Annotated in this window: 26 protein-coding genes and 1 pseudogene; 9 read left to right on the top strand and 18 right to left on the bottom strand. The window is 68.9% G+C overall.

Going from position 1 to position 24286, the window contains the following annotated elements:
- Positions 1 to 834 (top strand): annotated as a pseudogene (locus E3T61_RS20225) (septum formation family protein); the annotation flags it as partial.
- A gap of 81 nt (positions 835 to 915) precedes the next feature.
- Here the strand turns inward: E3T61_RS20225 and E3T61_RS20220 are convergent.
- From E3T61_RS20220 to E3T61_RS20190, 7 genes are all read right to left on the bottom strand, one after another.
- Positions 916 to 1716: an HAD-IIA family hydrolase gene (locus E3T61_RS20220; RefSeq protein ID WP_134642636.1), complete on the bottom strand. Its 801-nt coding sequence runs from the start codon at positions 1714 to 1716 to the stop codon at positions 916 to 918.
- A gap of 126 nt (positions 1717 to 1842) precedes the next feature.
- Positions 1843 to 2487 carry a metal-dependent transcriptional regulator gene (locus E3T61_RS20215; RefSeq protein WP_134642635.1) on the bottom strand — a complete coding sequence of 215 codons (645 nt, stop codon included), beginning with the start codon at positions 2485 to 2487 and terminating at the stop codon, positions 1843 to 1845.
- Positions 2488 to 2518: 31 nt separating this feature from the next.
- Complete coding sequence (locus tag E3T61_RS20210) at positions 2519 to 3802, bottom strand: Nramp family divalent metal transporter (RefSeq protein WP_134642634.1); 1284 nt, start codon at positions 3800 to 3802, stop codon at positions 2519 to 2521.
- Positions 3803 to 3879: 77 nt separating this feature from the next.
- Positions 3880 to 4173 carry a DUF7882 family protein gene (locus E3T61_RS20205; RefSeq protein WP_134642633.1) on the bottom strand — a complete coding sequence of 98 codons (294 nt, stop codon included), beginning with the start codon at positions 4171 to 4173 and terminating at the stop codon, positions 3880 to 3882.
- A 132-nt stretch (positions 4174 to 4305) separates the two neighbouring features.
- A complete protein-coding gene (locus E3T61_RS20200; protein WP_134642632.1) occupies positions 4306 to 4995 on the bottom strand; it encodes a DedA family protein in 690 nt (229 codons plus the stop codon).
- Between the two features lie 150 nt (positions 4996 to 5145).
- Positions 5146 to 5526 carry a GntR family transcriptional regulator gene (locus E3T61_RS20195; protein ID WP_338145550.1) on the bottom strand — a complete coding sequence of 127 codons (381 nt, stop codon included), beginning with the start codon at positions 5524 to 5526 and terminating at the stop codon, positions 5146 to 5148.
- The gene (locus E3T61_RS20190) at positions 5523 to 6437 is read right to left on the bottom strand and encodes a hypothetical protein (RefSeq protein WP_134642631.1); all 915 of its coding nucleotides are present in this window, start codon (positions 6435 to 6437) and stop codon (positions 5523 to 5525) included. Before E3T61_RS20190 ends, E3T61_RS20195 begins: the two co-directional genes overlap by 4 nt.
- Positions 6438 to 6569: 132 nt before the next feature.
- On the opposite strand from E3T61_RS20190, the gene E3T61_RS20185 reads away from it, so the two are divergent.
- Together E3T61_RS20185 and E3T61_RS20180 are read left to right on the top strand one after the other, a co-directional pair.
- Positions 6570 to 7199: an RNA methyltransferase gene (locus tag E3T61_RS20185; RefSeq protein ID WP_134642630.1), complete on the top strand. Its 630-nt coding sequence runs from the start codon at positions 6570 to 6572 to the stop codon at positions 7197 to 7199.
- A gap of 34 nt (positions 7200 to 7233) precedes the next feature.
- Positions 7234 to 7608 carry a DUF4440 domain-containing protein gene (locus E3T61_RS20180; RefSeq protein WP_134642629.1) on the top strand — a complete coding sequence of 125 codons (375 nt, stop codon included), beginning with the start codon at positions 7234 to 7236 and terminating at the stop codon, positions 7606 to 7608.
- A gap of 103 nt (positions 7609 to 7711) precedes the next feature.
- Here the strand turns inward: E3T61_RS20180 and E3T61_RS20175 are convergent, their stop codons facing one another.
- Positions 7712 to 8386 (bottom strand): cation efflux transmembrane domain-containing protein, encoded by a 675-nt coding sequence (locus E3T61_RS20175; RefSeq protein ID WP_134642628.1) that lies wholly within the window; start codon positions 8384 to 8386, stop codon positions 7712 to 7714.
- Entirely contained in the window at positions 8383 to 8736 is a 354-nt protein-coding gene (gene cmtR, locus E3T61_RS20170) for a Cd(II)/Pb(II)-sensing metalloregulatory transcriptional regulator CmtR (protein WP_134642627.1), read from the bottom strand. Before cmtR ends, E3T61_RS20175 begins: the two co-directional genes overlap by 4 nt.
- 100 nt (positions 8737 to 8836) lie before the next feature.
- Here cmtR and E3T61_RS20165 point away from each other — a divergent pair, with 100 nt between their 5' ends.
- The 3 genes from E3T61_RS20165 (at position 8837) to E3T61_RS20155 (ending at position 12546) form a co-directional block, all read left to right on the top strand.
- A complete protein-coding gene (locus E3T61_RS20165) occupies positions 8837 to 9454 on the top strand; it encodes a TetR/AcrR family transcriptional regulator (RefSeq protein ID WP_134642626.1) in 618 nt (205 codons plus the stop codon).
- Between the two features lie 13 nt (positions 9455 to 9467).
- A complete protein-coding gene (locus E3T61_RS20160; RefSeq protein ID WP_241992717.1) occupies positions 9468 to 11144 on the top strand; it encodes an MDR family MFS transporter in 1677 nt (558 codons plus the stop codon).
- 214 nt (positions 11145 to 11358) lie between these two features.
- A complete protein-coding gene (locus E3T61_RS20155) occupies positions 11359 to 12546 on the top strand; it encodes an NAD(P)-dependent malic enzyme (RefSeq protein WP_134642624.1) in 1188 nt (395 codons plus the stop codon).
- 4 nt (positions 12547 to 12550) lie between these two features.
- On the opposite strand, the gene E3T61_RS20150 is transcribed toward E3T61_RS20155, so the two are convergent.
- From E3T61_RS20150 to E3T61_RS20120, 7 genes are all read right to left on the bottom strand, one after another.
- On the bottom strand, positions 12551 to 13609 hold the full coding sequence (locus tag E3T61_RS20150) for a Y-family DNA polymerase (protein ID WP_166793333.1): 1059 nt from the start codon (positions 13607 to 13609) through the stop codon (positions 12551 to 12553).
- A gap of 62 nt (positions 13610 to 13671) precedes the next feature.
- Positions 13672 to 14811, bottom strand: a complete 1140-nt coding sequence (locus tag E3T61_RS20145) for a zinc-binding dehydrogenase (RefSeq protein ID WP_241992716.1) — start codon at positions 14809 to 14811, stop codon at positions 13672 to 13674.
- Positions 14808 to 15533, bottom strand: coding sequence for an HAD-IA family hydrolase (locus E3T61_RS20140; protein WP_166793332.1), 726 nt, complete (start codon positions 15531 to 15533; stop codon positions 14808 to 14810). Before E3T61_RS20140 ends, E3T61_RS20145 begins: the two co-directional genes overlap by 4 nt.
- The gene (locus tag E3T61_RS20135; RefSeq protein WP_134642622.1) at positions 15533 to 16681 is read right to left on the bottom strand and encodes a TIGR03364 family FAD-dependent oxidoreductase; all 1149 of its coding nucleotides are present in this window, start codon (positions 16679 to 16681) and stop codon (positions 15533 to 15535) included. The genes E3T61_RS20140 and E3T61_RS20135 overlap by 1 nt, the downstream gene beginning before the upstream one ends.
- On the bottom strand, positions 16678 to 18411 hold the full coding sequence (gene phnE / locus E3T61_RS20130) for a phosphonate ABC transporter, permease protein PhnE (protein ID WP_241992715.1): 1734 nt from the start codon (positions 18409 to 18411) through the stop codon (positions 16678 to 16680). Before phnE ends, E3T61_RS20135 begins: the two co-directional genes overlap by 4 nt.
- Positions 18408 to 19235, bottom strand: coding sequence for a phosphonate ABC transporter ATP-binding protein (phnC, locus tag E3T61_RS20125; RefSeq protein WP_134642621.1), 828 nt, complete (start codon positions 19233 to 19235; stop codon positions 18408 to 18410). Before phnC ends, phnE begins: the two co-directional genes overlap by 4 nt.
- A gap of 40 nt (positions 19236 to 19275) precedes the next feature.
- Positions 19276 to 20208 (bottom strand): phosphate/phosphite/phosphonate ABC transporter substrate-binding protein, encoded by a 933-nt coding sequence (locus E3T61_RS20120; protein WP_134642620.1) that lies wholly within the window; start codon positions 20206 to 20208, stop codon positions 19276 to 19278.
- Positions 20209 to 20372: 164 nt separating this feature from the next.
- On the opposite strand from E3T61_RS20120, the gene E3T61_RS20115 reads away from it, so the two are divergent.
- Complete coding sequence (locus tag E3T61_RS20115; RefSeq protein WP_241992714.1) at positions 20373 to 21122, top strand: GntR family transcriptional regulator; 750 nt, start codon at positions 20373 to 20375, stop codon at positions 21120 to 21122.
- A gap of 8 nt (positions 21123 to 21130) precedes the next feature.
- Here E3T61_RS20115 and E3T61_RS20110 read toward each other — a convergent pair whose 3' ends face one another.
- Entirely contained in the window at positions 21131 to 22009 is an 879-nt protein-coding gene (locus E3T61_RS20110) for an EamA family transporter (protein WP_134642619.1), read from the bottom strand.
- Positions 22010 to 22301: 292 nt separating this feature from the next.
- Between E3T61_RS20110 and E3T61_RS20105 the strand changes: the two genes are divergently transcribed.
- Positions 22302 to 23057, top strand: coding sequence for a carboxymuconolactone decarboxylase family protein (locus E3T61_RS20105; RefSeq protein ID WP_134642618.1), 756 nt, complete (start codon positions 22302 to 22304; stop codon positions 23055 to 23057).
- 72 nt (positions 23058 to 23129) lie between these two features.
- Positions 23130 to 23288 (top strand): hypothetical protein, encoded by a 159-nt coding sequence (locus E3T61_RS20100; protein ID WP_420898508.1) that lies wholly within the window; start codon positions 23130 to 23132, stop codon positions 23286 to 23288.
- A 51-nt stretch (positions 23289 to 23339) separates the two neighbouring features.
- On the opposite strand, the gene E3T61_RS20095 is transcribed toward E3T61_RS20100, so the two are convergent.
- Positions 23340 to 24286 (bottom strand): YhgE/Pip family protein (locus E3T61_RS20095; RefSeq protein ID WP_166793331.1); only part of this gene is annotated, 947 nt, incomplete at its 5' end.

Raw genomic sequence — 24286 nt, 5'->3', positions numbered from 1 at the left:
CCGCCGAGCCCGCTGGACACCGGTGCCGCACCGCGCACCGCTGCTGCCGCATCCGTCGCGCCCGCACCGCACCGAGCCGCCCACGTGGCCGCGCCGGCTGCCGAAGAGCCGCCGGCCGCGCTGCCGGTGTCCGCTGCAACCGCGGCTGCCGCCACCGGTGCGGTCGCGCCGTCACCCGTCACAGATGCCCACGCCGCACCGGAGCCCACGACCGACGAGACCGGCCCCCGCCGCAGCCGTCCGGCCGATGGAACACCGCCGAGGCGCCCGACCAAACGCTCTCTGTACTGGGCCGGTGGCGCTGTGCTCGCCGTGCTTGTGATCATCGGGCTGTTCTTCCTGGGCCAGAACCTGGGTGGCCCCCCGGTGGCCGCGCCCACCGAATCCGCGTCGGCCGAGCCGAGTGCCACGCCGACTCCCACGACGCCTCCCGAGCCCGCCGCCAGCGCGCCCCTGGCGGCCGGTGTGTACGCCTGGGATGCCTTGTTCGGCACCGAATGCCTTGAGCCGTACACGTCACCGTGGGACGAGGAGTTCACCGTCGTGGACTGCGCCACCCCGCACACGGCCCAGCTGGTGTACCGGGGCACCCTCGAGGGCGACAGCGGCTCACCGTTCCCCGGCGAGCAGGCGTTCGCCGAGCAAATCAATGTGCTCTGCAGTGCTCCCGGTGTGATCGACTTCGAGGCCGCCGGAGCCTACGCGGACGTGCAGCTGCAGGGTAGCTACCCGGTCAGCGCCGAGCAGTGGGATGCCGGTGACAGGTACTACTACTGCTTCGCCAGCCGGTCCTCCGGGGAGCCGCTCACCACGAGCCTGGCCCCGGTCGCCTGACCGCTCGCCGCAACCACGCACGACACACAAAAGCCGGGCCCTCGGGCCCGGCTTTCGTGTGTGACGGCGGAATACCGGCGGCTAGATCTCGTCGGACTCGATCGGACCGGCGGCCAGGAGCTGGTGCACGCCGTCGAGGATCTCGTCCGGACGGAACGGGTAGCGGGCGATCTCGGCTGGGTCGCTGATCCCGGTGAGCACCAGCACTGTATGCAGGCCGGCCTCGATCCCTGCCACGATGTCGGTGTCCATCCGGTCGCCGATCATGCCGGTGTTCTCGGAGTGCGCACCGATGCGGTTCATCGCCGACCGGAACATCATCGGGTTGGGCTTGCCCACCACGTACGGTTCCATGCCCGTGGCCTTGGTGATCAGCGCGGCGATCGCGCCGGTGGCCGGCATCGGTCCCTCGGCGCTGGGGCCGGTGGCATCCGGGTTGGTCACGATGAACCGGGCGCCCTTCAGCAGCAGGCGGATGGCCTTGGTGATGGCCTCGAACGAGTAGTTGCGGGTCTCGCCCACCACTACGTAGTCCGGGTTGGTCTCGGTCATGATGAAGCCGGCCTCGTGCAGCGCCGTGGTGAGTCCGACCTCGCCGATGACGAATGCAGTGCCGCCGGGGCTCTGCTGCTTGAGGAAGTCGGCTGTGGCCAGCGCCGAGGTCCAGATGCGTTCCTCAGGAACGTTCAGCCCGGACGAGCGCAGACGGGCGGACAGGTCGCGTGGCGTGAAGATGGAGTTGTTGGTGAGCACCAGGAACGGCGTGCCAGCATCGGTCCACTGCTGCAGCAGTTCGGCAGCGCCGGGCAGGGCCTGATTCTCGTGCACCAGGACGCCGTCCATATCGGTGAGCCAGCATTCGATCTCGTCACGGGTTCTCATGACTCGCTCCTTCTTTCGGGGCCGTTTCGCGAAATCGCGGGGCGGCCTACGCCATCCAGACTATCGGGGAGATGTTTCGGCTCGTCACCCCGCGGGCTGTACTCATCTGCGGTGCCCAGCGAGCACTCAGCTGGTCAGCCAGATAGCCCTGGCGGCCTCAGCGGCCAGCGGGTGCAGCTCGCCGGCGGGCAGGCGCACCGTGGTCGCGTCGACCACGGCCAGCCGGCTGCCCGGGCCGATGCCGGCCTCGGCGAGGGCGCGCAGCACGGCCGGGTCGCGATCGCTGACCCGCAGCACCGTTCCGGCATGGCCCGGTGCCGCGTCCGCGAGCAGAACCGCGGGCACCCGCTCGCTGGAGCCGTCCGCTGCGGGGATCGGGTCGCCGTGCGGGTCGGCCGTCGGGTGGCCCAGATGGGCCTCGATGGCCTCGAGCAGCCTGTCGGAGATGGCATGCTCGAGCACCTCGGCCTCGTCGTGCACCTCGTCCCAGGTGTAGCCGAGCTCGCGCACCAGCCACGTCTCGATCAGCCGGTGGCGGCGCACCACGGCCGTGGCCCGTATCCGCCCGGCCGGTGTGAGGGTGAGCGGGCCGTACGGCACATGGGCGATGAACCCGTCGGCGGCGAGCTTCTTCACCATCTCGGTCACCGACGACGGGGCGATGCCCAGCCGGGTGGCCAAAACCCGGGGCGTGATCGGGTCCGGCTGCCACTCGGTGTGCGCGTAGATCGTCTTGAGGTAATCCTCGGCGGCAGGCGTGGTGGGTTTCATGACCCCTACAGGGTAGCTGGCCGGTTCCGGTTCACGAACCGGTGAAGATCAGGACGAGGAGCACGGCGTTGAGGGTCACCAGCAGTACCGCGGCAATCGCGCCGGCGACAGTGGTGAACCACCGATTGGCGTAGTCGCCGAGCAGGCCCTTCTGTGCCGTAAGCCAAACCAGTGGGATCAGCGCGAAGGGGATGCCGAACGACAGCACCACCTGGCTCAGCACCAGGGCCTGGGTGGGATCGAACCCCACGCCGAGGATCAGCAGTGCCGGGATCAGCGTGACGACGCGGCGCAGCAGCAACGGAACCCGCAGCTTGAGCAGGCCGTGCATGATCTCGGCGCCGGCGTAGGCGCCCACCGAGGTGGAGGCGAGGCCGGAGGCGAGCAGCCCGACCGCGAACACCGTCGCGATCACCGGTCCGAGCGTGCTCTGCAAGGCAGCGTAGGCACCTTCAAGCGAGTCGGTGCCCGGCACCCCCTGCAGGGCAGAGGCCGCGAGGAGCAGGATGGCGAGGTTGACCGTGCCCGCGATGGCCATGGCGATCGTCACGTCCCATTTGGTCGCCCAGAGCAGGCGGCGGGTGGCGGCCGGTCCCTCCTGCATCGGGAACCGGTCCCGGGTGAGGGCGGAGTGGGCGTAGATGGCGTGCGGCATGATCGTGGCCCCCAGGATCGACGCCGCCAGCAGCACCGAGTCGGCACCCTGGAACCGCGGCACCAGGCCGTCGATGACACCGCCGGCGTCCGGTGGTGCGAAGAAGACTCCGGCGCCGAAACCCACGGTGATGATCAACAGCAGGGCCACGATGACCCGTTCGAAAACGCGCGGGCCGCGCCGGGTCTGCACGGTGAGCACGATCATCGAAATGACGCCGGTGATCAGGCCGCCGGCCAGCAGTGGCAGACCGAACAACAGGTTGAGGGCCACGGCGCCGCCGATGATCTCGGCCAGGTCGGTGGCCATGGCCACCAGCTCAGCCTGCACCCAGTACAGCCGTCTGGAGGCGGGACGACGCATACGCACCCCGAGGATCTCCGGCAGGCTGGTGCCGGTGACGATGCCCAGCTTCGCCGACAGATACTGGATCAGCCAGGCCATCAGGTTGCCGGCCACGACCACCCAGACCAACAGATACCCATACCTGGCGCCAGCGGTCATGTTGCTGGCCACGTTGCCCGGGTCCAGATACGCCACGCCGGCCACCAGTGCCGGCCCCAGCAGCCAGAGCAGCCGGGTCGAGGCGACCGAGCTCAGTGCGGGCGGGGTGGCCGGTTCGGCGACGGCGGCGGTCGCGGCTGGGTCAGATTGAGGCATGCCTAAAGCCTACAGATTATTTAGGTAACCCGAAACCCTTCGGGGGATCGCTCGGTGACGAGGTCGTGCCTCGTGGCTCAGGCGCCGATGATGAGGACGAGCCCGTTGGGGCTGTTCGCTTCGGCAAGGAGCGTGGCCATCCGGTCGCGGTCGAGGGCCGGGGCGCGAGACGCGCGGTAGTGGAACTGCACGGAGATGCTCGGGGTCAGCCAGATCATGGTGCGGCTTTCCCCGGTGTTGGCAGGGTAGCCCCAGCTGAAGTAGAAGGACTGCTTGAGCCGGAACTTGGCCCCGATCACGGCCTGGAGCTGGCCGAGCAGGTCGTCGTCCAGGGTCACGGTCAGTGTGGAGTCATAGATGAACCTGCCCATCGCGACGCCCCCCGGGTCGAATGATTCCGCTGCCTTGCGCGGTCGCTCGGCAGTATCAGGTCCTCAATGTAGCGAGGCGCGCCTGGGGTAGGTCAGCCCCAGTCCGGGGCAGGCATCCGTCTGCTCGATGAGCTACTCGAGCACGTCCTTCGGCAGCTCCACGGCAGGCACCGCGGCCTTGCCGCGGCTGCGCATGGCCTCGCGCCCGGCCTTGAAGAGCTCGGTGAGGATCGGGATGCCCGAGAGCAGCACGATGCCGATGATGAAGTACTCGGAGTAGTCGGCGACGAACTGGATCTGGCCGAGCAGGTAGCCCACCATGGTGAGGCCAACACCCCAGGCGAACGCGCCGATCAGGTTGAAGGTCACGAAGGTGCGGTAGCTCATCTTGCCCACGCCCGCGGCGAGGGGAACGAAGGCCCGGAAGACGGGCAGGAAGCGCGCGATGATGACGGCCTTGCCGCCGTGCTTGGCGAAGAACGCATTCGTGCGTTCCACGTTCTTCGGGTTGAAGAAACGGTTCTGCTCGCGCGCGAAGACGGCCGGCCCGGCCTTGCGGCCGATGCCGTAGGCCAGCTGGTCACCCGCGAACGCGGCGACGAAGATGATCGCGCAGGTCACAAAGATCGAGACCGGGATGTCTCCGGTGGCAGTGAGAAGGCCCACTGTGAACAGGAGCGAGTCGCCCGGCAGGAACGAGAGCACGATGAAGCCGGTTTCGACGAACACCACGGCGGCCACGCCAAGCAGCACGAACGAGCCGAACCAGCCGATCAGCCACTCGGAGTCAAGGAAATCGATTCCGAAGAGTGTGGGTTGCATACAGCTGCCTTCCGGTCGGGGTCATGATTGCGGTCTCGATCGGATGATTCCGGTACCGAACGCGGTCGGAACCGCGCCGGCTGCCGGCTGATGCGCACCCTGCGCTCAAGGGTAGCGAACCCGAGGTGAACGCAAGCTGGGTGTCCGGCTCTAGCCGGAGGTGCCGCTCGGGGAGGGCCCGGCGCCGTCCAACGCCGCCCGGACCAGCTCGAGGGCGGCGTCGCGGGTCAAGCCCAATTCGCCGACCCGGCGCGCGTAGGCCTGGGCGGCATCCGCTGCCGGGCCCGGAGTTGCCGGGCCGGCGATCACGGAGCCGTTGCGGCCGCGGGTTTCGATCACTCCGTCGCGTTCGAGTTCGCGGTAGCTGCGCGCCACCGTGTTGGGGGCGATGCCCAGGTCGTCAGCCAGGCGGCGCACTGTCGGCAGCTGCGCGCCTGGCCCCAGATCGCCCGCGACCACGGCCGCCACGATCTGCGATCGAAGCTGTTCGTATGGGGGGATCCCGGAGTCGGGATCGATGACGAGGATCACGCCGAGGTGCCCACGGCTCGGTCGGTCCAGAGCCGACGCCAGTAATACTGCTGCGGCCTCGAGGCGATGTCGACGATGAGCAGGGTGGTGCCGCCGGCCAACAGCGCGGCGAGGAGGCCAAGGCCCACTGCCGCGGCGGTGGCGCCGCCGCCCGCGTAGTCGGACAGCGAACCGATGTCGAAGAAGGTGCTCAGCAGGGACACGAAGCCCAGGGTGACGGGCACGGCCTGCAGGTCGCGCAGGGCCTGTGAGCGCAGACCGTCGTTCCAGGCGAGTTCGGTGGCGGATGTCGATGGCTGGCCGCGACCGAGGATCCGGCGGGATAGCAGGGCGGACACTGTCAGTCCGGCGACCGACGCGTAGGCGAGCCAGGCGCCGGCGGAGGTCCACATGTACGCGGCCGTGAGCCGCGCGTCGCCCAGCGCTCCGACGCTGAACGCGACCCACGCCGCGAACACGGCGAGGAGAGCCAGGGCGGGCAGCAGGCGACCGCTCCAACGCTCAAGCGGGGGAACGTAGTCGGCGTAGACCGGGGTGGTGGGTCGGGCGATCCGAGGGCCGACGAGGATGCTCAACGCACTCGTCGACGATGCGAGGGCGGCACCGACGGCGCTGCCGACGCCCAGCCCCGCGAAGACCAGCACGGGAACGTAGGCGGCGTCGAAGCCCGCCGGCAGCAGCAGAGCCGCGATGACCGCGAGCACGATGCCGGTGAGCCCTCCGGTCAGGAGCGCGCGCTCCCGCCGGATGAGCCGGCCGATGATCCGGTCCGAGCTGTCGACGGGCACGGCGACGCCGAGGCGCCGCGCGTACTTGTCGAGTTCCCGGGCCCGGTTGGCGGGCTTGCTCGAACTGAGCGGGGTGAAGGAGAACACGATTGCAAGGGCACAGAACACGAACACCAACGACACACGCGCCTCCAGTTTCCGGGGCGGACCATCGGCATCCACCTTTCGTAGCAATACAAAGAACGTAGCAGTACAAAGAACGGCGGGGCAACCCCTGGGTGCCGCGGGCGACGTTCCGCGGGATACGGTGGTGCAGTGCCAGAACCGTTGAACCCCACGCCAGAGCTGTCCACCAACGGGGTCGGCCCGTGGGCCGGCGAGTGGCCGGACGAGCCGTACTACGACCGCGAACTACTCGAGCACGGTGACACCCGCAACGTGATCGACCGGTACCGGTACTGGACGATGGCGGCGATCGTCGCCGACCTCGACGAGAAGCGCAACCCGTTCCACGTGGCCATCGAGAACTGGCAGCACGACATGAACATCGGCTCCATCGTTCGCAGCGCGAACGCCTTCGGCGCCGACACCGTGCACATCATCGGTCGCAAGCGCTGGAACAAGCGCGGCGCCATGGTCACCGACCGCTACCAGCACGTGCTGCATCACCCGGATGTGGCGGCGTTCGTTCAGTGGGCCCTCAGCGAGAACCTGCCCATCATCGCGATCGACAACCTGCCAGGCAGCGTGATCATGGAGACCTTCAGTTTCCCCGAGCGTTGTGTGCTGCTCTTCGGCCAGGAGGGTCCAGGCCTCTCGCCGGAGGCCGTCGCCGCCGGTGATGCCCTGGTGGAGATCAGCCAGTTCGGCTCGACCCGGTCGATGAACGCCTCCGCGGCTGCCGCGGTCACGATGCACGCCTGGATTCTTCAGCACAAATTCTGACCCGGCCGGCACGCCCGAGGGCTAGCGTGGAGTCATGACTGCGATCACCGACGATCTCCCCGCCAGACTCCTGCACGAAGCCCACGAGGGGTGGCGCGCCATCCTCGCCGGCAAGGGCGGTGACTACTACCAGCGCACCATGACCGGTGACGGTCTGCTGATCCTGCCCGGGGTGGTGCTCGGCCGCGACGACGTGCGCGCCGCCTTCAAGACCGCCGCTCCGCTGGACCGGTACGAACTGCACGAGCCGGCCGTCATCCGGTTGGGTGAACACGCCGGCGTGCTGGTCTACCGGTCGACGGCCTGGCGTGGCGACGTCGCCACCGAGCTGCAGATGTCCACCACGTATCTCTTCGACGAGAACAACGGCGGCTGGGCCATCGCCGCCCACCAGGAGTCGCCCGTCTAGTCCTCTGACCGCTGCACCTCGTATGGCCCATCGCGCCCGCTATAGCGGGGGCAGTGGGCCATAACTGGTACGCCGACGAACCACGGGGCCGGCGAGGGTGCGATCAGCGGCCGGTCTCTGCAGCCCGTTCGCCGGTGAGAGCCGACAGTGGAACCGGGCAGGCATCGCCCCGCCACGCCTCGAGCCCCTCCTTGACCGCGAAACCGGCAATCACCAGGGCCGCGATCGAGTCCGCCCACGCCCAGCCGAGCAGGGAGTTGAGCAGCAGCCCGGCCAGCAGCGCGGCCGAGAGATAGCTGCAGAGCAGGGTCTGCTTCGAGTCGGCGATGGCGGATGCCGACCCGAGTTCCCGGCCGGTGCGACGCTCGAACCAACTCAAGACCGGCATGATCACCAGGCTCACCGCGGCCAGAATGATTCCCACCGGGCTGTGCTCGGCCTCGCGCACCCCGAAGAGCGAGAGCCCGGCATCCACGCTCACGTAGGCCGCCAGCGCGAAGAAGGAGACCGCGATCACCTTCAGCGCCACCCGCTCGCGCTTCTCGGGGTCCGGCGCCGCGAACTGCCAAGCGATCGCCGCGGCCGAGAGCACCTCCACGATCGAGTCGAGGCCGAAGCCGACCAGCGCGGCGGAGGAGGCGACGGTGCCGGCGGTCAGGGCGATGACCGCCTCGATCACGTTGTAACCGATGGTGATCGCCACGACCAGCCGGATGCGACGTTGCAGTACCCGGCGCCGGATCGGGTCGAGTGACGGTGCCGTGGTCCTGACGGTCATGCGGCGGTGCCGCAGCAGCCGGGAACGTCGCAGTCGGTTTCGGTGCAGGGCGCGCCGTCGTCCACGGCGAGCACGACCTCGACGAGGGCGGCCAGTGCGCGGGTCAGATGGGGGTCGGCGATCTCGTACCGGGTCTGCCGCCCTTCCGGTGCCGCGGTCACGATGCCGCAGCCGCGCAGACAACTCAGGTGGTTGGAGACGTTCGACCGGGTCAGGTCGAGTGACCTGGCGATGCGGGCCGGGTAGCCGGGCTCCTCGAGCAGGCTCAGGAGGATGCGGGATCGGGTGGGATCGGCCATCGCACGACCCAGTCGATTCATGACGTCGAGATGGTTCGTAATGGTCAGCATTCACTGACCATACAGTGACGGGTGACCCATTGCCAAGCGCGGCGCCGATGCTCGGCCAGTTGACTTGCACTGTGATTCAAATGGTGCAAAACTGCACTCTATGTCAGAAAGTGCAACCCCCACCCGTGTTGAGCGACGGATGCGCAAGACCGCCGCCAACCTGACGGCGGTGTCTCGTCGGTTCACCGCCGAGCGGGGCCTGGCCGGGTTCACGATCGAAGAGGTGTGTGACGCTGTCGACGTGTCGCGGCGCACCTTCTTCAACTACTTCGCCAGCAAAGAGGATGCCGTCATCGGCGCCAACCCCGACGAGGAGTTCCGGCGCTTCGCCGAGCAATTCCTGGCCCGGGGCGCGGGGTCCTGGCCACAGGTGCTCAACGACCTCATCGCGCTGGCCGTCGAGCACATCGAATCCGACGACATGGATCCCCGCGAGCACACCGACCTCATGGCGGCCCTGGAGCGGGAGCCGCGCCTGCTCGCTCGCTTCATCGGCATCTCCCGGGACCGCGACCGCCAGTTCCGGGGCCTCATCGCCAACCGGCAGGACGTCAGCGACGACGACCCGCGCGTCGTCGCGATCGTGAGCATCCTCTCCACCCTCATGAAATCCACCGCCGACACCTTCGTCGATCCGGCGAATGACCGCGACTTCGCCGTCATCCTCACTTCTTCGCTCGACGCCATGCGCCTCGTCCTGGCCGTCCCCACCTCCTGAAAGGCAACATTTCGTGACCACCACCTCAGCGGAGCCGCTCCTCCTCACCAAGCGGCGGATCTGGATCATCTTCGGCGCCCTGATCGCCGGCATGCTCCTGTCCAGCCTCGACCAGACCATCGTCTCCACGGCGATGCCCACCATCGTCGGCCAGCTCGGCGGCGTGGAGCACCAGGTCTGGCTCACCACGGCCTACCTGCTGGCCACGACCATCGTGATGCCCGTCTACGGCAAGTTCGGTGACGTGCTCGGTCGGCGCAACCTGTTCCTGATCGCGATCGCGCTGTTCACCATCGCCTCGGTGGGCTGCGCATTCGCCGGCGACTTCACCCAGCTTGTCGTCTGGCGTGCCGTGCAGGGCCTTGGTGGTGGCGGAATGATGATCCTCTCCCAGGCGATCATCGCCGACATCGTGCCCGCCTCGGAGCGCGGCAAGTACCTCGGCCCACTCGGCGCGGTATTCGGCCTCTCCGCCGTCGGCGGACCCCTCCTCGGCGGCTTCTTCGTCGACCACCTCACCTGGCAGTGGGCGTTCTACATCAACATCCCCGTCGGCATCGCGGCCTTCGCGATCGCCTGGTTCGCCCTGCGGCTGCCGAGCAAGAAGGCCACCCAGCCGATCGACATCCTCGGTGTCATCTTCCTGTCGGCCTTCACGACCTGCCTGATCTTCTTCACCGACTTCGGCGGCAACGCCGACCACGGCTGGGAAGCAATCGAGACCTGGCTGTTCGGCGCCGGCATGCTCCTCGCCGCAATCCTCTTCGTCATCACGGAGGCGAAGGCGAAAGACCCGATCATTCCTTTGACGCTGTTCAAGAACCCGACCTTCGTCAACGCCACCCTGATCGGGCTCACCCTGGGGCTGGGCATGTTCTCCGCAATCGGGTTTGTGCCCACCTTCCTGCAGATGTCCTCGGGGACCTCCGCGGCCGCATCCGGTCTGCTGATGCTGCCGATGATGGCCGGCCTGATCGGCACCTCGATCATCTCCGGTATCGCCATCACCAAGACCGGCCGGTACAAGATGTTCCCGATCATCGGCACCATCCTCACCGCGCTCGCGATGGTGCTGATGACCAGCCTGACCGCCGAGACGCCGATCTGGCTGATCTGTGTGTTCCTGTTCATTTTCGGCGCCGGCCTCGGCCTGATCATGCAGGTCGTCGTCCTGGTCGCCCAGAACTCGGTCAACCCGTCCATGGTCGGCACCGCGACGAGCACGAACAACTACTTCCGCGAAGTGGGTGCGGCGCTCGGTGTGGCCGTGTTCGGCACGATCTTCACCAACCGGCTCACCGAGAACCTCACCGGTGTGTTCACCAACGCCGGCGCGAACGCCACGGATGCCGCTGCGGCCACCTCCACCATCGACCCGCAGACCCTGAACGCGCTGCCCGACGTCGTGCGTGACGGCGTGGTGGCGGCCTACGCGGATGCCCTGGCGCCGGTGTTCTGGTACCTGCTGCCGTTCATCGGGCTGGCGTTCCTCCTCGCCCTGATGCTCAAGCAGATCACGCTCTCCGACGTCGCCGGAATGGTCGCTCGCGGCGAAGCGGTTGGTGGCGCGGAGGCCGAGGCCCTCGAGGCCGCTCACCACGGTCACGCCGGTGCCAGCGCTGCTACGGGTGCTGCCACGCCCGCGGACGACCGCGCCGACGAGGCGCTGAAGGAGCCCGAGCCCCGATAGCGGATGCGGCGGCCGGGCGCTCGCTCCCGGCCGCTGGTTCCTCGTCACCGGCGCGGCGCTCAGGCCCGCCCTCGTCTCCGACGCCTCCCGGAGTCTTAATAGGCCAATGGTCCCGGGTGCGGGCGCCTCGGTGGCCGTAGCCTGAATCCAGGCCGGTCTCGAGATGTCCCTGTGCGTGTGCGGCTTTCCCTGTTCCGACCGCGAAGGCCGTGCCATGTCCCTCACCCTGCCCGCCGAGTCCGCCGACGTCGGCACCGCATTCGGCACCGGCGTCAGCACCGACGAGATCTTCGCCGCCCACGAGGGCGGCAAGCTGCGCATCGAGCTGGCCCGCCCCATCGACTCCGCGCGAGACCTGGCCGTCGTCTACACGCCCGGCGTCGCCGAGGTCAGCAGGGCCATCCACACGGATGCCGCCGTCGCAGCCTCGCATACCTGGGCGAGCCGTCTCGTCGCCGTCGTCAGTGACGGCACCGCGGTGCTGGGCCTGGGCGACATCGGCCCGGCCGCGGCTCTGCCCGTGATGGAGGGCAAGTCGGCGCTCTTCCAGCGCTTCGCCGGGCTGAACTCGATCCCGCTTGTGCTCGACACCACCGATGTCGACGAGATCGTCGAGACCCTGGTGCGGCTGCGCCACAGCTTCGGCGCCGTGAACCTCGAAGACGTCTCGGCGCCGCGCTGCTTCGAGCTCGAGGCCAAGCTGATCGAGGCCCTCGACATGCCCGTGATGCACGACGACCAGCACGGCACGGCAGTCGTTGTGCTTGCGGCGATCACCAACGGCGCCAAGGTGCTGGGCCGCGACCTCCGCGGGCTCCGGGTCGTGGTCTCGGGCGCCGGCGCCGCAGGGATCGCGATCGCCGCCCTGCTGCTTGAGGTGGGTGTCGAGGACGTGGTGGTGTTGGACTCGCGGGGCATCCTGAGCAATCGCCGCTTCGACCTCCTGGGCGTCAAGGCCCGGTTCGCGGTCAGGTCCAACCCGCGCCAGGTCCACGGCGGGCCGGCCCAGGCGCTGGCGGGCGCCGACGTCTTCATCGGTGTCTCCTCGGGCACGGTCGACGAGAACCTGCTCGCCACGATGTCCGACGACGCCATGATCTTCGCGCTGTCCAACCCCGACCCGGAGGTGGCGCCCGAGGTGGCTGCGCGCTACGCCAGGATCGTCGCCACCGGGCGCAGCGACTACCCGAACCAAATCAACAACGTGCTGGCATTCCCCGGCATCTTCCGTGGCGCGCTGGATGCCGGCGCCCGCCGGATCACCACCGCCATGAAGATCGCCGCAGCCACGGCCATCGCCGCCCTGATCGGTGACGACCTGGCCGCCGATTTCATCGTGCCCAGCCCGTTCGACGAGCGCGTCGCATCCGCCGTGGCCGCCGCGGTGATCGCCGCCGTCTAACGGTCTAGAACAGGGTGTGCTGAACCCGGTCGAGGGGGAGGAGCCCCGTCAGGGAGACACGAAGCCCGGCCAGGCGGGGCACCCGCTCGCCGGCGAGCAGATCGGCCGCGACGGACAGCCAGGTGTCCCGGCCGGTCGTTGCTCCGACGAGCGTGCGCTTGAGCACGATCGCTTTGCCGCCGGTCTCCGGCCGCAGGGTGAGCGTGATGCCGGTGCCCGCGAGCCCCGCCCGTGTGGCGCGTTTGCAGAGCCGCTCGACGCAAGCCAGGGTCAGCTCCTGTGGGGTGTGGTCTGGTCGGCCGTAACCAGCGGTGGAGCCCTCGGCCGTGAGGACGGTGCGTTGTTCGACCGGCCGCAGAAGAGCATCGTCGGTGCCCGCGCGAATTCGCCACAATCGCCGAGCCATGGCGGTGCCGCAGACATGCTGCAGTTCGTTCTGAGGGATGCCGTCGACGTCGCCCAGCCTGAACACCCCGATACGGGTGAGCCGAGCGAGCGTGGTGGCGCCGATTCCCCAGACGTCTGTCAGGGGAAGGGTGGTGCGCAGTTCGGCTTCCTCGCCGGCCTCGATCACGTACAGACCGTCGGGTTTCGCCCGGCGCGAGGCGAGTTTCGCCATCAGCTTGGTGCTGCCCACCCCGACGCTGATGGGGATGCCGAGTTCGCTGGCTACCCGCCGGCGCAGCGCGTGCCCGGCGTGGATGGCAGCCGCCCAGTCGGTCGCGCCGACGTCGAGGAAGGCCTCTTCGATCGAGCCGGGCTCCACCGCTGTGGCGCAGCCATGAAAGATGTCGAAGAGAGCGTCGCCCACCTCTTCGACCTCCGCACGCGGTACGTCGATCAGGGTCAGCTCGGGACACTGCCTCAGCGCGTCCGTGGCCAGCATTCCGGAGCGCACGCCGCGAGCGCGGGCTGGATAGTTCGCGCTGGCGATGTAGACGTGGGCCACGACGGCGACGGGCCGAGCGGTGAGCTCGGGCCGGGACCGAAGCGCGACCGACGCAAAAAACGCGTCGGCATCCACGTGCAGCACGGGGCTTCCAGTCGGGTTCGTCTCACGCACGCCTCGAATAGTACACGTGTTCGAATGCTGCGGCGCGGTGCCCTCGCTGCCGACGCACCCGGTCAGCGCCGCGGGTCTACGGCGACGCGCACCGGGCCGCCGGGCCCGGACCGACGGATGCCCTCGTCGAGGTCCGCCAACACCACGGTGTCTCCGACGAGCTCGGTGAACGGATGGCTGCTCCAGCGCTCGAGGATGTAGGCCGTGGCATTCACGAGGTCGTCGGCGGTGTAATTGTGCACCCCGGTCACGGTGATCAGGCGGCGCACGATCTGCTCCGCATCCACCGGAACAGGCTCGGTGGGAAAGACGCTGCCGACGAGCACGATCACCCCGCCGACCGCCGCCGCGGCCACAGCGCCGGCCACCGCTTCGCGGGCACCGGAGGCCTCGACGACAACATCGAAGCCGTCCTCGGCGCCGGCCGCGTCAACGGCGCGCTGTCGTTCGGCCGGGCCCGCCAGCGGGTTGTAGCTCGCGGCGGCCCCGAACCGCAGGGCGAGCTGGCGGCGGGTGGGGTCCGGGTCGGCCACCACCACCCGGATGCCCCGATCGGAGGCCATCGCGGTCAGGGTGAGTCCGATCAGGCCTGCACCGCTGACGAAGGCTGTGGCCGCGACCGACCGGTGCATCCGCTCTGCGGCGGCAAGCGCGGCCCAGGCCGTCGCAGTGCCGCACGACACCGGTGCCAGGACCGCGGCCGGCACGGTCTCCGGCAGCCGGACAATCGGAGTGCCGGCGAGCAGGTGCGCGTGGGTGGCGAACCCTCCCGAGAGCGACCACTCGTCCTGGAAGCGTTCGTGCCCGTACTTTCGTAGCCCGCGGCACTTCTGGGTGAGCCCGACGGCGCACCGATCGCACACCCCGCAGCTGGCAGCGATCGACCACAGGATCCGGTCGCCGATGGCGAGGAGTGCGCCGTCCGCCGCGCGCGGCGCACCGCTGCCGACCGCCACGATCCGGCCGAGCTGCTCGTGGCCCAGGATGAGGGGCGTGGACGCGGCCCGGCGACCACGGCTGGTGTGCACGTCGGAGCCGCAGATCGTCGCGAGCTCGATCTCGACCAGCACCTCCAGCGCCTGCAGCCGCACGCGGGAGACGGGTGCAGGTTCGTGCGGCAGCTCCGGCGCCCGCCAGAGCATCGCGGTGGCCACCGGGTCGAGCCGGACATGGGTCGACGCGGTACCCGCATCCACCGTCATCGGGTGAGCGTGGGCAGCAGGCTGACGTCGTCGATGACGGCGTCGGCGCCGGCAGCGTCGAGCGTGGCCCGGTCGTGCGCGCCGCTGAGGACCCCGACGACCAGGCCGGCGCCGGCCGCCCGGCCAGATCTCACGTCGCTGGCCGTGTCGCCGAGCACGGCAACCGTGCTCATCGCGCTGACGCCGGCTCGCAGTGCCGCGGTGAGCACCAGGTCGGGGGCGGGACGCCCGCGCCCGGCGTCGATGGGGGAGAGGGCGATGTCAACGAGGTCGAGCCAGCCGAGGGAGCGCAGAATGGCGTCCCTGGTGACCGGAGCGAAGCCGGTGGTCAGCGCCACTTGCACCCCGTCGGCGCGGAGTCGGTGGATCAGCGCGGCGGCCCCGGGAATCTCGGTGGCACCGGTCTCCTCGATCAGCTCGGCGTACGCTGCCTCGAACGCGGCGGTTGCCCGCGTCGCTGCGTCGATGTCACCGCCGGCCAGGTGGGTGAAGACGTCGATCTTGGACATCCCCATGGTTGTGCGCACGTAGTCGAGGGCGTCGTCCGGGGAGTACGCCGTGGTCGGCAGAGAGCGTTCGGCGGCGCGTTGGAAGGCCAGCTCGACGACGCCGTCGTCGCCGACGGTGGTGCCGGCCATGTCGAACACCACGAGTTCCATGCCGTCGAGGGCGGAGCCGGGGGTGCGGGAGGAGTCAAGCGAGACAGAGGTGTGCAGCGTCATCAGGCGCCTTTCGTGAGGGTGAGAGCGCCGAAACGCTCGGAGAGGATGGTCTCGGCAAGGCCGAGTCCGGTGGTCATTCCGATGCCGGTGGTCGCAGCGAGGGCGAACACCCCGGGTTCGGGCTCCGCCACCAGGAACTCGTCGGCGGCGCTGGCGTACACGCCCTGCCACCGTTCGAGTACCCGTGGTGGTGCGCCGAACAGGGTGGACGCCTCCGCCAGCAGCAGGTCGAACGTCGACTCCGTCTGGAACGGCGACGCCGTGGTGCCCGTCGCGTGCGAGTCGCCGACGATTACGCTGCCGTCTGCCAGCTGGGTGTACATCTGGTTGAGGTCGATGGCGGCCAGGTCGGGCCGTTCGTCGTGCAGCCGGTTTCGTACAGCCGCGGCCTCCGGCAGAGTGGCGAACGCGCTGTAGCGGATGAGCGACCAGCCGGTGAGCAGCGGCGCCGAGAGCGGCCGGGTCAGCGGCAGGTCGACCCTGAGCATGTCGAGCGAGCAGCGGACAATGCCGTGACTTTCGGCCAGTGAGGGCAGGATCTGATCGATGTCGTGATTGACCGCGACCACGATGGTGTCGGCGCCGATCGGACCCCTGCTGGTGTCGACGACTCCGGTGCCGACCTGGCCCACCGAGGTGCGCATCCGGAATTCGACGCCCAGGGTGGCCAAGTGCCGCCGGATCGCCGCCGCGGCGGAGCGCGGATCGGTCTGCAGGTCGTACGGCAGGTGCGCGCCGCCGACCAGCTTCGATCGCTCTACCGGGATCTCGGCAGCCATGGTCGCGGAATCCAGCAGGGTGACAGCGGGGCCATCACCGAAGCTGCCGGCCTGGTGGGCGCCGAACGCTACCAGGAGGGCCAGCTCGTCGTCGTGCCTGGCGACAACGTGGGTGCCGGATTCCCGCAGCCAGAACCCGGCGTCGCGGGCGAGGCGCAGCCACAGTTCCCGCGAGGCGATGCCGTACCGGAGCGCGTCACCGGACTGCGGGGTGAAGCAGAGGTGCCCGAAGTTCCGCACCGTCGCGCCCACCGGTTCGGCGCTGCGCTCGATGACCACGACCCGGAGGCCCCGTCGCACCGCCGCGTACGCGGCTCCCAGGCCGACGATCCCGGAGCCGACGACGGCTACGTCGAACCGCCCGGTCATCGGAACACCCGACGCATCCAGATGGCGAGCCCTTCGATGACCAGCACCGTCACCAGGATCATCAGCACGATGGCCGTGACTGTGGCGTAGTTCGACCCCTGGCTGGAGTTGAGCAGGTAGTAGCCGATCCCGCCGCCACCGACGATGCCGAGCAGGGTGGCGGCGCGGATGTTGGTGTCCAACAGGTAGAAGGTATGCCCGAGCATCGCCTGGGCGGACTGCGGCACCGTTGCGCCCGTGTAAACCTGCAGGCGGGTCGCGCCGGTCGCGGTCAACGCCCGCTCAGGCCCGCTGTCCACCTCCTCGAGGGAGTCGGCGATGAGCTTGCCGAGCAAACCGATCCCGCCGACGGCGAGGGCGATGGTGCCGGCCTGGGTGCCCAATCCGCTGATCACGATCAGCACGATCGCGAGGATGAGTTCGGGTATGCCGCGCACAGTGACCAGCAGCAACCTGAAGCCGCTGCGGGTGGTGGAGTTCGGGGCGACGTTCCGCGCTGCGAGCGATCCGATGACTGTCGAGGCGACAAGTGTCATCAGCGTGGCCGCGAGCGCGATCATGATGGTCTCGCGCATGGCCTCGAGCATGGTGGCGACCTCGTAGCTGCCGAAGGACGGCGGCCAGAACCGGACGGCAACCTCGGGCACCCGGGACCAGAACGTGAGGAAGTCGTTCCACTGGATGTCACTGACCACGACCCCGGCGACGATGGCGATGGCGGTGAGGACGCCGGCGATGCTGTTGCGCACCCGGCCGCCCGTCCACGGACGGTGCAGAGCCGACTCCGGAGTGGCGGCCGGAGTGAGCGGCCGTCGCGGAGTGAGAGCGGGGGCGGACCGGCGGAACCGGCGCAACAGCCTGTCGAACGGGCCGGTGGCGGTGTTGCCGGACCCGAGCATCACCGCACGCACAGTGCTTGACACGATCTCCATGAGGACGCAGAGGACGAAGATGACGACAGCGATGCCCAGACCGCGGCCGTACTCGAGCGACTTGAACGCGTACGACATCTCGAGGCCGAGGCCCGCAACACCCACGTAGCCGAGGATGACCGAGCCGCGCAGGTTGATGTCGTTGCGGTGCAGCACCGTGGCCACCCAGGACGGCAGTACCTGCGGCAGCACACCAGCGGTGAACTGCTGGAGAGTGGAGGCGCCCGACGCCCGGATGGCGAGCCTGGGGCCCTCGTCGATTTGCTCGATGGCGTCGGCGAACATCTTCGAGATCATGCCGACGGAGTGGATGCCGATCGCCAGGATGCCCGGCAGCGAGCCGAGCGAGAACATCAGCACGAAGACCATCGCGAGGACCACATCCGGAACGGCCCTGGCCAGCACACCGAGGAACCGGGCGACAACCCGCCAGGTGCGCCCCGGCGAGGTGTTCGACGCCGCGAGGTAGGCCAGCGGAACCGACAGCACCGCGGCCAGGAGCGTTCCCGTCAGCACGAGCCCGAGAGTCTGCGCGGTCAGTGTGAGAAGCTCGCCGGTCTCGGGGAAGGTGACGGCACCGACACGCTCGAAGAACCTCTCGGCGTTGGACCAGCTCTGCAGCATCCGTGGCAGGGAGATGTCGATGTCAACGAGCGAGCCGATGGCCAGGATGACGAGGGCGCCGAGGGTGAGGACTGCCGCGATCCGTTCGGGTTCGCGGCGGGGGCGGGGTGCCCGCTCGGCGACGCCGGACGCAGGCGGCCGGAGTGTGACGCGCGGCGGCAGGGTGCTGGTCACCGGGCGGCCTCGTTCATCAGCTCGGTCTGCACGGCTTCGAACTCGTCGGTGCTCGTCGCCACGCGACCGTAGATCTCCATGACCTGGGCCTTCGACAGCCCGGTGGCCGGCATGTCGAGCACAACGGCCCCGTGCCGTAGGCCCACGATACGGTCGGCCCACGCGATGGCGAGGTCGACCTGGTGCAGGCTGCAGAGCACGGTGAGGCCTTCTTCGTAGGCGATCTCCCGGATCAGCGCCATCACCTGGTCGCTGGACTCCGGGTCGAGGGAGGCGACGGGTTCGTCGGCGAGGAGGATGCTCGGGTTCTGCATGAGCGCCCGAGCGATCGCGACGCGCTGCTGCTGTCCGCCCGACAGCGTGTCGGCGCGCTGGTAGGCGCGGTCGAGCAGGCCGACGCGGTCGAGGTGGGCCAGGGCGCGAAGCTTCTTGGACTTCGGGTAACTCCACAGCCCGAGCCGCGGGCCTCGGAGTTCGGCGAGAGCGCCGGTGAGGACGTTCTCGAGCACCGACAGCGACGGCACGAGCTCGAACTGCTGGAAAATGAAGCCGACCCGGCTGCGCAGGGCGCGCAGCCGGCGGCCGGAGAGGGCGGGGACGTCCTCGCCGAGGACCTTGACGGACCCCGCGCTGGGTAGATCGAGCGCATCGATGTGGCGCAGCAGGGTGGACTTGCCCGACCCGGAGAGTCCGAGCAGGACGACGACTTCACCGCGGCGCACCGTCAGGGAAACGCCATCGAGAGCGGTGGTGCTGCCGAACTGCTTGGAGAGCCCGGCGAGTTCTACAACGGTCTCGGGCGGGGTGGACTGTGTCGTCGGCATCGGATTCTTCCGGTTCGGGGTGGTCAGGGTCGCCTGCTGGTTACTTCTGGCACTGGGTGGCGTTGGTGGCCTCGCAGATGTCGCGGATCTGGTCGTAGTACTCGTCGTCGACCGGCGTGGTGCCGTAGAAGACACTGCGGAAGCCCTCGGAGTCGGCGCTGTCGATGCCGGCCGCGACGATGTCGTCTGCGGTGACCTCGGAGAGGATCTCGCGCAGCTTCTCCTTCACGTCGGTGGGCAGCGTGTCGGACTCGACGATCGGGGCACCGGGAACCATGGTGCGTTCGATGACCGTGACCTTGTCCGACTTCTCCACCTCGCTGTCCTCGGCGAAGCCTGCCTCGCACTCGACGCCTTCGCCCACTTTCTGAACGCTGACGTCGTGCTTGCCCGCGAAGACCGGCGTGATGTCAGCCTCGGGGTCCAGGCCCGCCTCGATCAGGTTGTGGCTCGGGAACAGGTAGCCGGAGGTTGACGACGGGTCGACGAAGCAGACCGTCTTGCCCTTCAGGTCGGCGATCGAGGTGATGTCGCTGCCGACGGGCACGATCGCCTCGGAGTAGTAGCCGGGTTCCTGGCCCTTTTCGGTGACGATCGACGAGATGGGGGACAGCTCGGCGCCGTTGTTGGTCGCCGTCACGTAGGTGAAGCCGGAGAACGACGCGACGTCGATCTGGCCGGCGATGGCCGCCTCGATCAGGGCCGCGTAGTCGGTGGACTCGTGGTACTCGACGGTCTTGTCGGTTTCCTGCGCGATGTAGTCCATCAGCGGCTGGTAGTTGGTCTGGGTGTCGACGGAGTCGGGAACGACCCCGAAGACGAGGGTGTTCGAGTCGACGGCGTAGCCGGAACCGTCTTCCCCGGATGCGGCGGGGTCGGCGGAGGAAGCCGCACCGGAACATCCGGTGAGCACGAGCGTGAGGGCACTGGCGAGGGCGAGTGTCGCGACGGAGATACGGGCACGGGTCGTCATGGTTGCCTTTCGGGCTGTAGTCGGTGGGACTCAAAAATTCTGCCTGAGCGCGACTCAGATGTATGCCTATCTCGGCAGAGTTCATGACGTGTTAACCGATCTAACCCCTGAAGGCCCCCGGAATTCCCTATCCGTCCACCCGTCGGAGCAAGTAAGGTTCCTATGTGACCGATGTTATGTACAAGCAAATTGCCGATGATCTGCGTTCGGCTATCGCCACCGGTCGCCTCCGGCCGGGCCAGGACGTGCCGACCGAGGGGGAGCTCGCCGCCCGGTGGAACACATCGAGGGGCCCCATCCGAAACGCCCTGGCGGCCCTACGGATGGAGGGGCTCATCGAGACAACCCGGGGTCGCCCCGGTCGTGTCATCGAGCGGCGGGCCCCCCAGGCCGTCGACGTCTCGATTCCGTTCACCAAGTGGGCGCGGCAGAACGGTGCGATACCCGGTGCTGACACCCAACAGGTGGGGCTGCGGCGCTCAACCGCCGAGCAGGCAGCGGCGCTCGGAATCGGCGAGGGTGACAGGGTTGTCGAGGTGCTCCGTCTCCGTACCCTCGACGGCCGGCCCACCATGGTGGAGCGGCTGACCTACATCGAGCAGGTCGGCCGGCATCTTTTCGACGTGGATCTGGACACCGTGTCGATCACCGAGTTCCTCGAGTCCCGCGGCTGGAAGTCAGCCGAGGTGGACCACGAGATCGACGCCGTCGCCGCGGACACCACGGATGCGGCCCTGCTGGACCTCGCTGTCGGGGCGCCGATCCTGCGGCTGCGCCGGGTCTCCCGCGATCCGGACGGCCTCACCATCGAATCCTCCGACGACCGTTACCGCAGCGACATCGTGCGGTTCACGGTGTCGGCATCCGGTCGCCGCCAGGATGGCGCCCACTTCATCCGGTCCGTCGGCGCCTGACGCTCGCCTCAGAGCGCCAGCAGCAGGACGCCGCCCACGACCACGACCGACGCCGCGATGCGCCGGGCGGCCGCGCCTTCGCGCAGGACGAGGGCGCCGAAGAGCGAGACTAGCACCACGCTCACCTCGCGGATCGGCGCGACGAGCGCCACCGGCGCCATCGTGACGGCGGTGAGCACGAGGATGTAAGACAGCGGCGAGAGCACCCCGAAGGCCAGGATGCGTGGCCAGTGTGAGAGCGCCACCCCGAGCATCTCGCCCCGGCGCCGGTACGCCGCCGGCAGGTAGAGAACGAGTTCCATCAGGCAGCAGCCCACCATGAACGCCACCGGCGACAGGTCCCAGGTGCGCAATGCGTGCGCATCCCAGATCGTGTACGCGGCAATCGTGACGCCGGTGAGCGCCCCGAAGAGGATGCTCGGATCCGGTCGGCGCCGACGGCCCAGCATGGGCGCCTTGCGGTCGATGAGTCCGGTGGCGATGACGCCGACGACGATGACGATGATGCCGAGCAGCGCCACCGGGGCGATGCTCTCGCCGAGAAGCACCACGGCGAGGAAGGAGCTCAGCGCCGGGCCGGTGCCGCGCGCCGTGGCGTAGACGGTGGACAGCCGGCCGCGCGAGTAGCCCTGCTGCAGCACCAGCATGTAGGCCACGTGCAGAACCCCGGAGACCAACACCCCGGTGGTGAAGCCGACGACCAGATCGGGACCCGCTGTGCCGAACCCGCCCGTCAGCGGGATCAGGGGCGCCCAGATCACGGTGCTGGCTGCGGCACCCCACCAGAGGAACGGCACCCCGATCCGGCTGACCCCGTGGGCGAGTACATTCCAGGCGGCATGGCAGAGCGCGGCCGACAGCACGAGAACCAGAGCGAAGACAGACATGGGTGGACCCTTCCGACCGCGCGTGATGGCGCGACACAGGAGTCCTCCAGGCTTCTATCCCTTGAGATGACGACTCGCCGATTGCGACGGACCGTGGCGCCGCTCGAACCAGACGGACGGTCTCGTCCCGGAACCCTAGGCGCTATCGGGGCCGATGCTAACAGCCCCGAGTGAACACCGCGCATCAGCCCCAGAGGTGCCCCGGCAGAGCCTGTTTCGCGCGGGGGAGCCCGCCTACGCTCGAAAGACGACGGGGTGACCCGACCGACCTGAGAAAAGAAAAGAGCCGACCATGCCCGTGAGCGCCGAAGCACAGAAGAACCACGACGAGCTGTTTCCCGGCCACGCCTCGACCCTGGCGCAGACCGACCCCGAGCTGATCGAGTACTTCGACAACTTCGCCTTCGCCGAGGTGCTGCGTGAGAGCGCGATGACTCCGACCGACCGGGTGATGCTGCAGCTGGGGTCGATGATCGCCACGCAGGCGCTCGCCGAATTCCGGGTCATGGCCGGCGCCGCCCTCACCACCGGTCTGACGCCGGTGCAGCTCAAGGAGATCGTCTACCAGGCCGTGCCGTACGTGGGCATGGCGAAGGCCTTCGACTTCCTGCACGCTACGAACGACATCCTCACCGCGCGAGGCGTCGCGCTGCCGCTTCCGGGCCAGTCGACGACGACCCCCGAGACCCGGATGCGCGACGGCCTCGCCATGCAGAAACGCATCGTCGGCGCCGACACGGTGGACCGGATGTACACCGCCGCTCCGGCGGACGAGGCCCACATCCAGCGTTTCCTCTCGGGCAACTGCTTCGGTGACCACTACACCCGCACCGGCATCGACGTGCCCACCCGCGAGCTCCTCACCTTCGCGATGCTGGTCTCGCTGGGCGGCTGCGAACCCCAGGTCGCCGGTCATGTCCGGGCGAATCTCAACGTGGGGAACACCCGCGCCATGCTCATCGACACGCTCACCCAGCTGCTGCCGTTCATCGGGTACCCCCGCACCCTCAACGGGCTCCGCGTCGTCAACGAGGTCGCGCCCGCCTGACCGGACGAGAGCCGGGCAGCCACGGCCGGCATCCCCACCACTCGCACCTCGGCGATCATCGGCCCGCGCACAATGGAGCAGCTGGTCTCGCAGCTGTCCGCCGCGGACGTGACCTTGTCGGCCGAGATCCTCGACCGCATCGACGAACTCGTCGCCCCCGGCGTCACCATGAACCCCGACGACAACAGCTACGGCGCGGCCGAACTCACGCCGGCCGCCCGTCGGCGCTGAGCCCGGCCGAAACGAACGCCGCCCCGCAATATGCGGGGCGGCGTTCGGTGGTCAACCGATCAGACTGGGCTTGAGGTCGCGCAGGGTGCGGAAGTGCGTCATCCGCACCACGCCGATCGCGGCGAGCACAAGCGCCCCGGTCAGCCAGAGCAGCAGCACGCCCGCGTCGTTCAGCGCGGTGGCCGGGTTGCCGCCGTACATGAGCTGACGGATGCCGTCGACCGCGTAGCTCATCGGCATCACGTGGTGCAGGAACGCCAGGGGAGCCGGCAGGGTCTGCCACGGGAAGGTGCCGCCGGCAGTGACCAGCTGGATCACCATGAGCACGAGGCCGACGAACTGGCCCACGCTGCCCAGCCACACGTTCAGCGCGAGGATGATCGCCGCGAACGTCATCGCGGCCAGGCCCATCATCGCGTAGGTGCCCACCGGGTTGTGCACCTCGAAGTGCAGCACACCGGTGAGGATCCCGAACAGCGCCGCCATCTGCAGCAGCCCCAGGATGCCCGGGGTGAGCCAGCCGGCCAGGGTGATCTTCAGCGGTGAGTGCAGCGCCGTGATGGCGCGGCGGGAGACCGGCTTCACGATCAGGAACAGCGCGTAGATGCCGATCCAGCCGGCCAGACTGGCGAAGAACGGGGCCAGGCCGGCGCCGTAGGTTCCTGCGGAGGTCACGGCGGCCTTGTGCAGGTCGACCGGGTCGGCGATCGTGGAGGCCTGCAGGTTGCGGGTATCTGCATTCGTGTCGGGGATGCTGTCGACGCCGTCGGTGAGGCCGTCGCGCAACGTGCCGGCGCCGTTCTTGAGTCCGAGGAGGCCGTCGCTGAGCGAGGACGCCCCGGTGGCCAAGGATTCGGCGCCGGTCTTCGCCGCGGTAGCGCCGGTGCTGAGGCTGGCGGCGCCGTCGGCGGCGGCGGAGGCGCCGGTGCTCAGGGTGGCGGCGCCCGCGGCGGTCTGGTCCGCGCCGTCGGCCAGGGTGGCCGCTCCGCTGGCGGCCT

This window comes from Cryobacterium lactosi (assembly GCF_004403945.1).
GTDB classification, from domain to species: domain Bacteria; phylum Actinomycetota; class Actinomycetes; order Actinomycetales; family Microbacteriaceae; genus Cryobacterium; species Cryobacterium lactosi.
The sequence above is the reverse complement of the archived record's forward strand: the minus strand, read 5'-3'. Positions and strand labels throughout refer to the sequence as shown.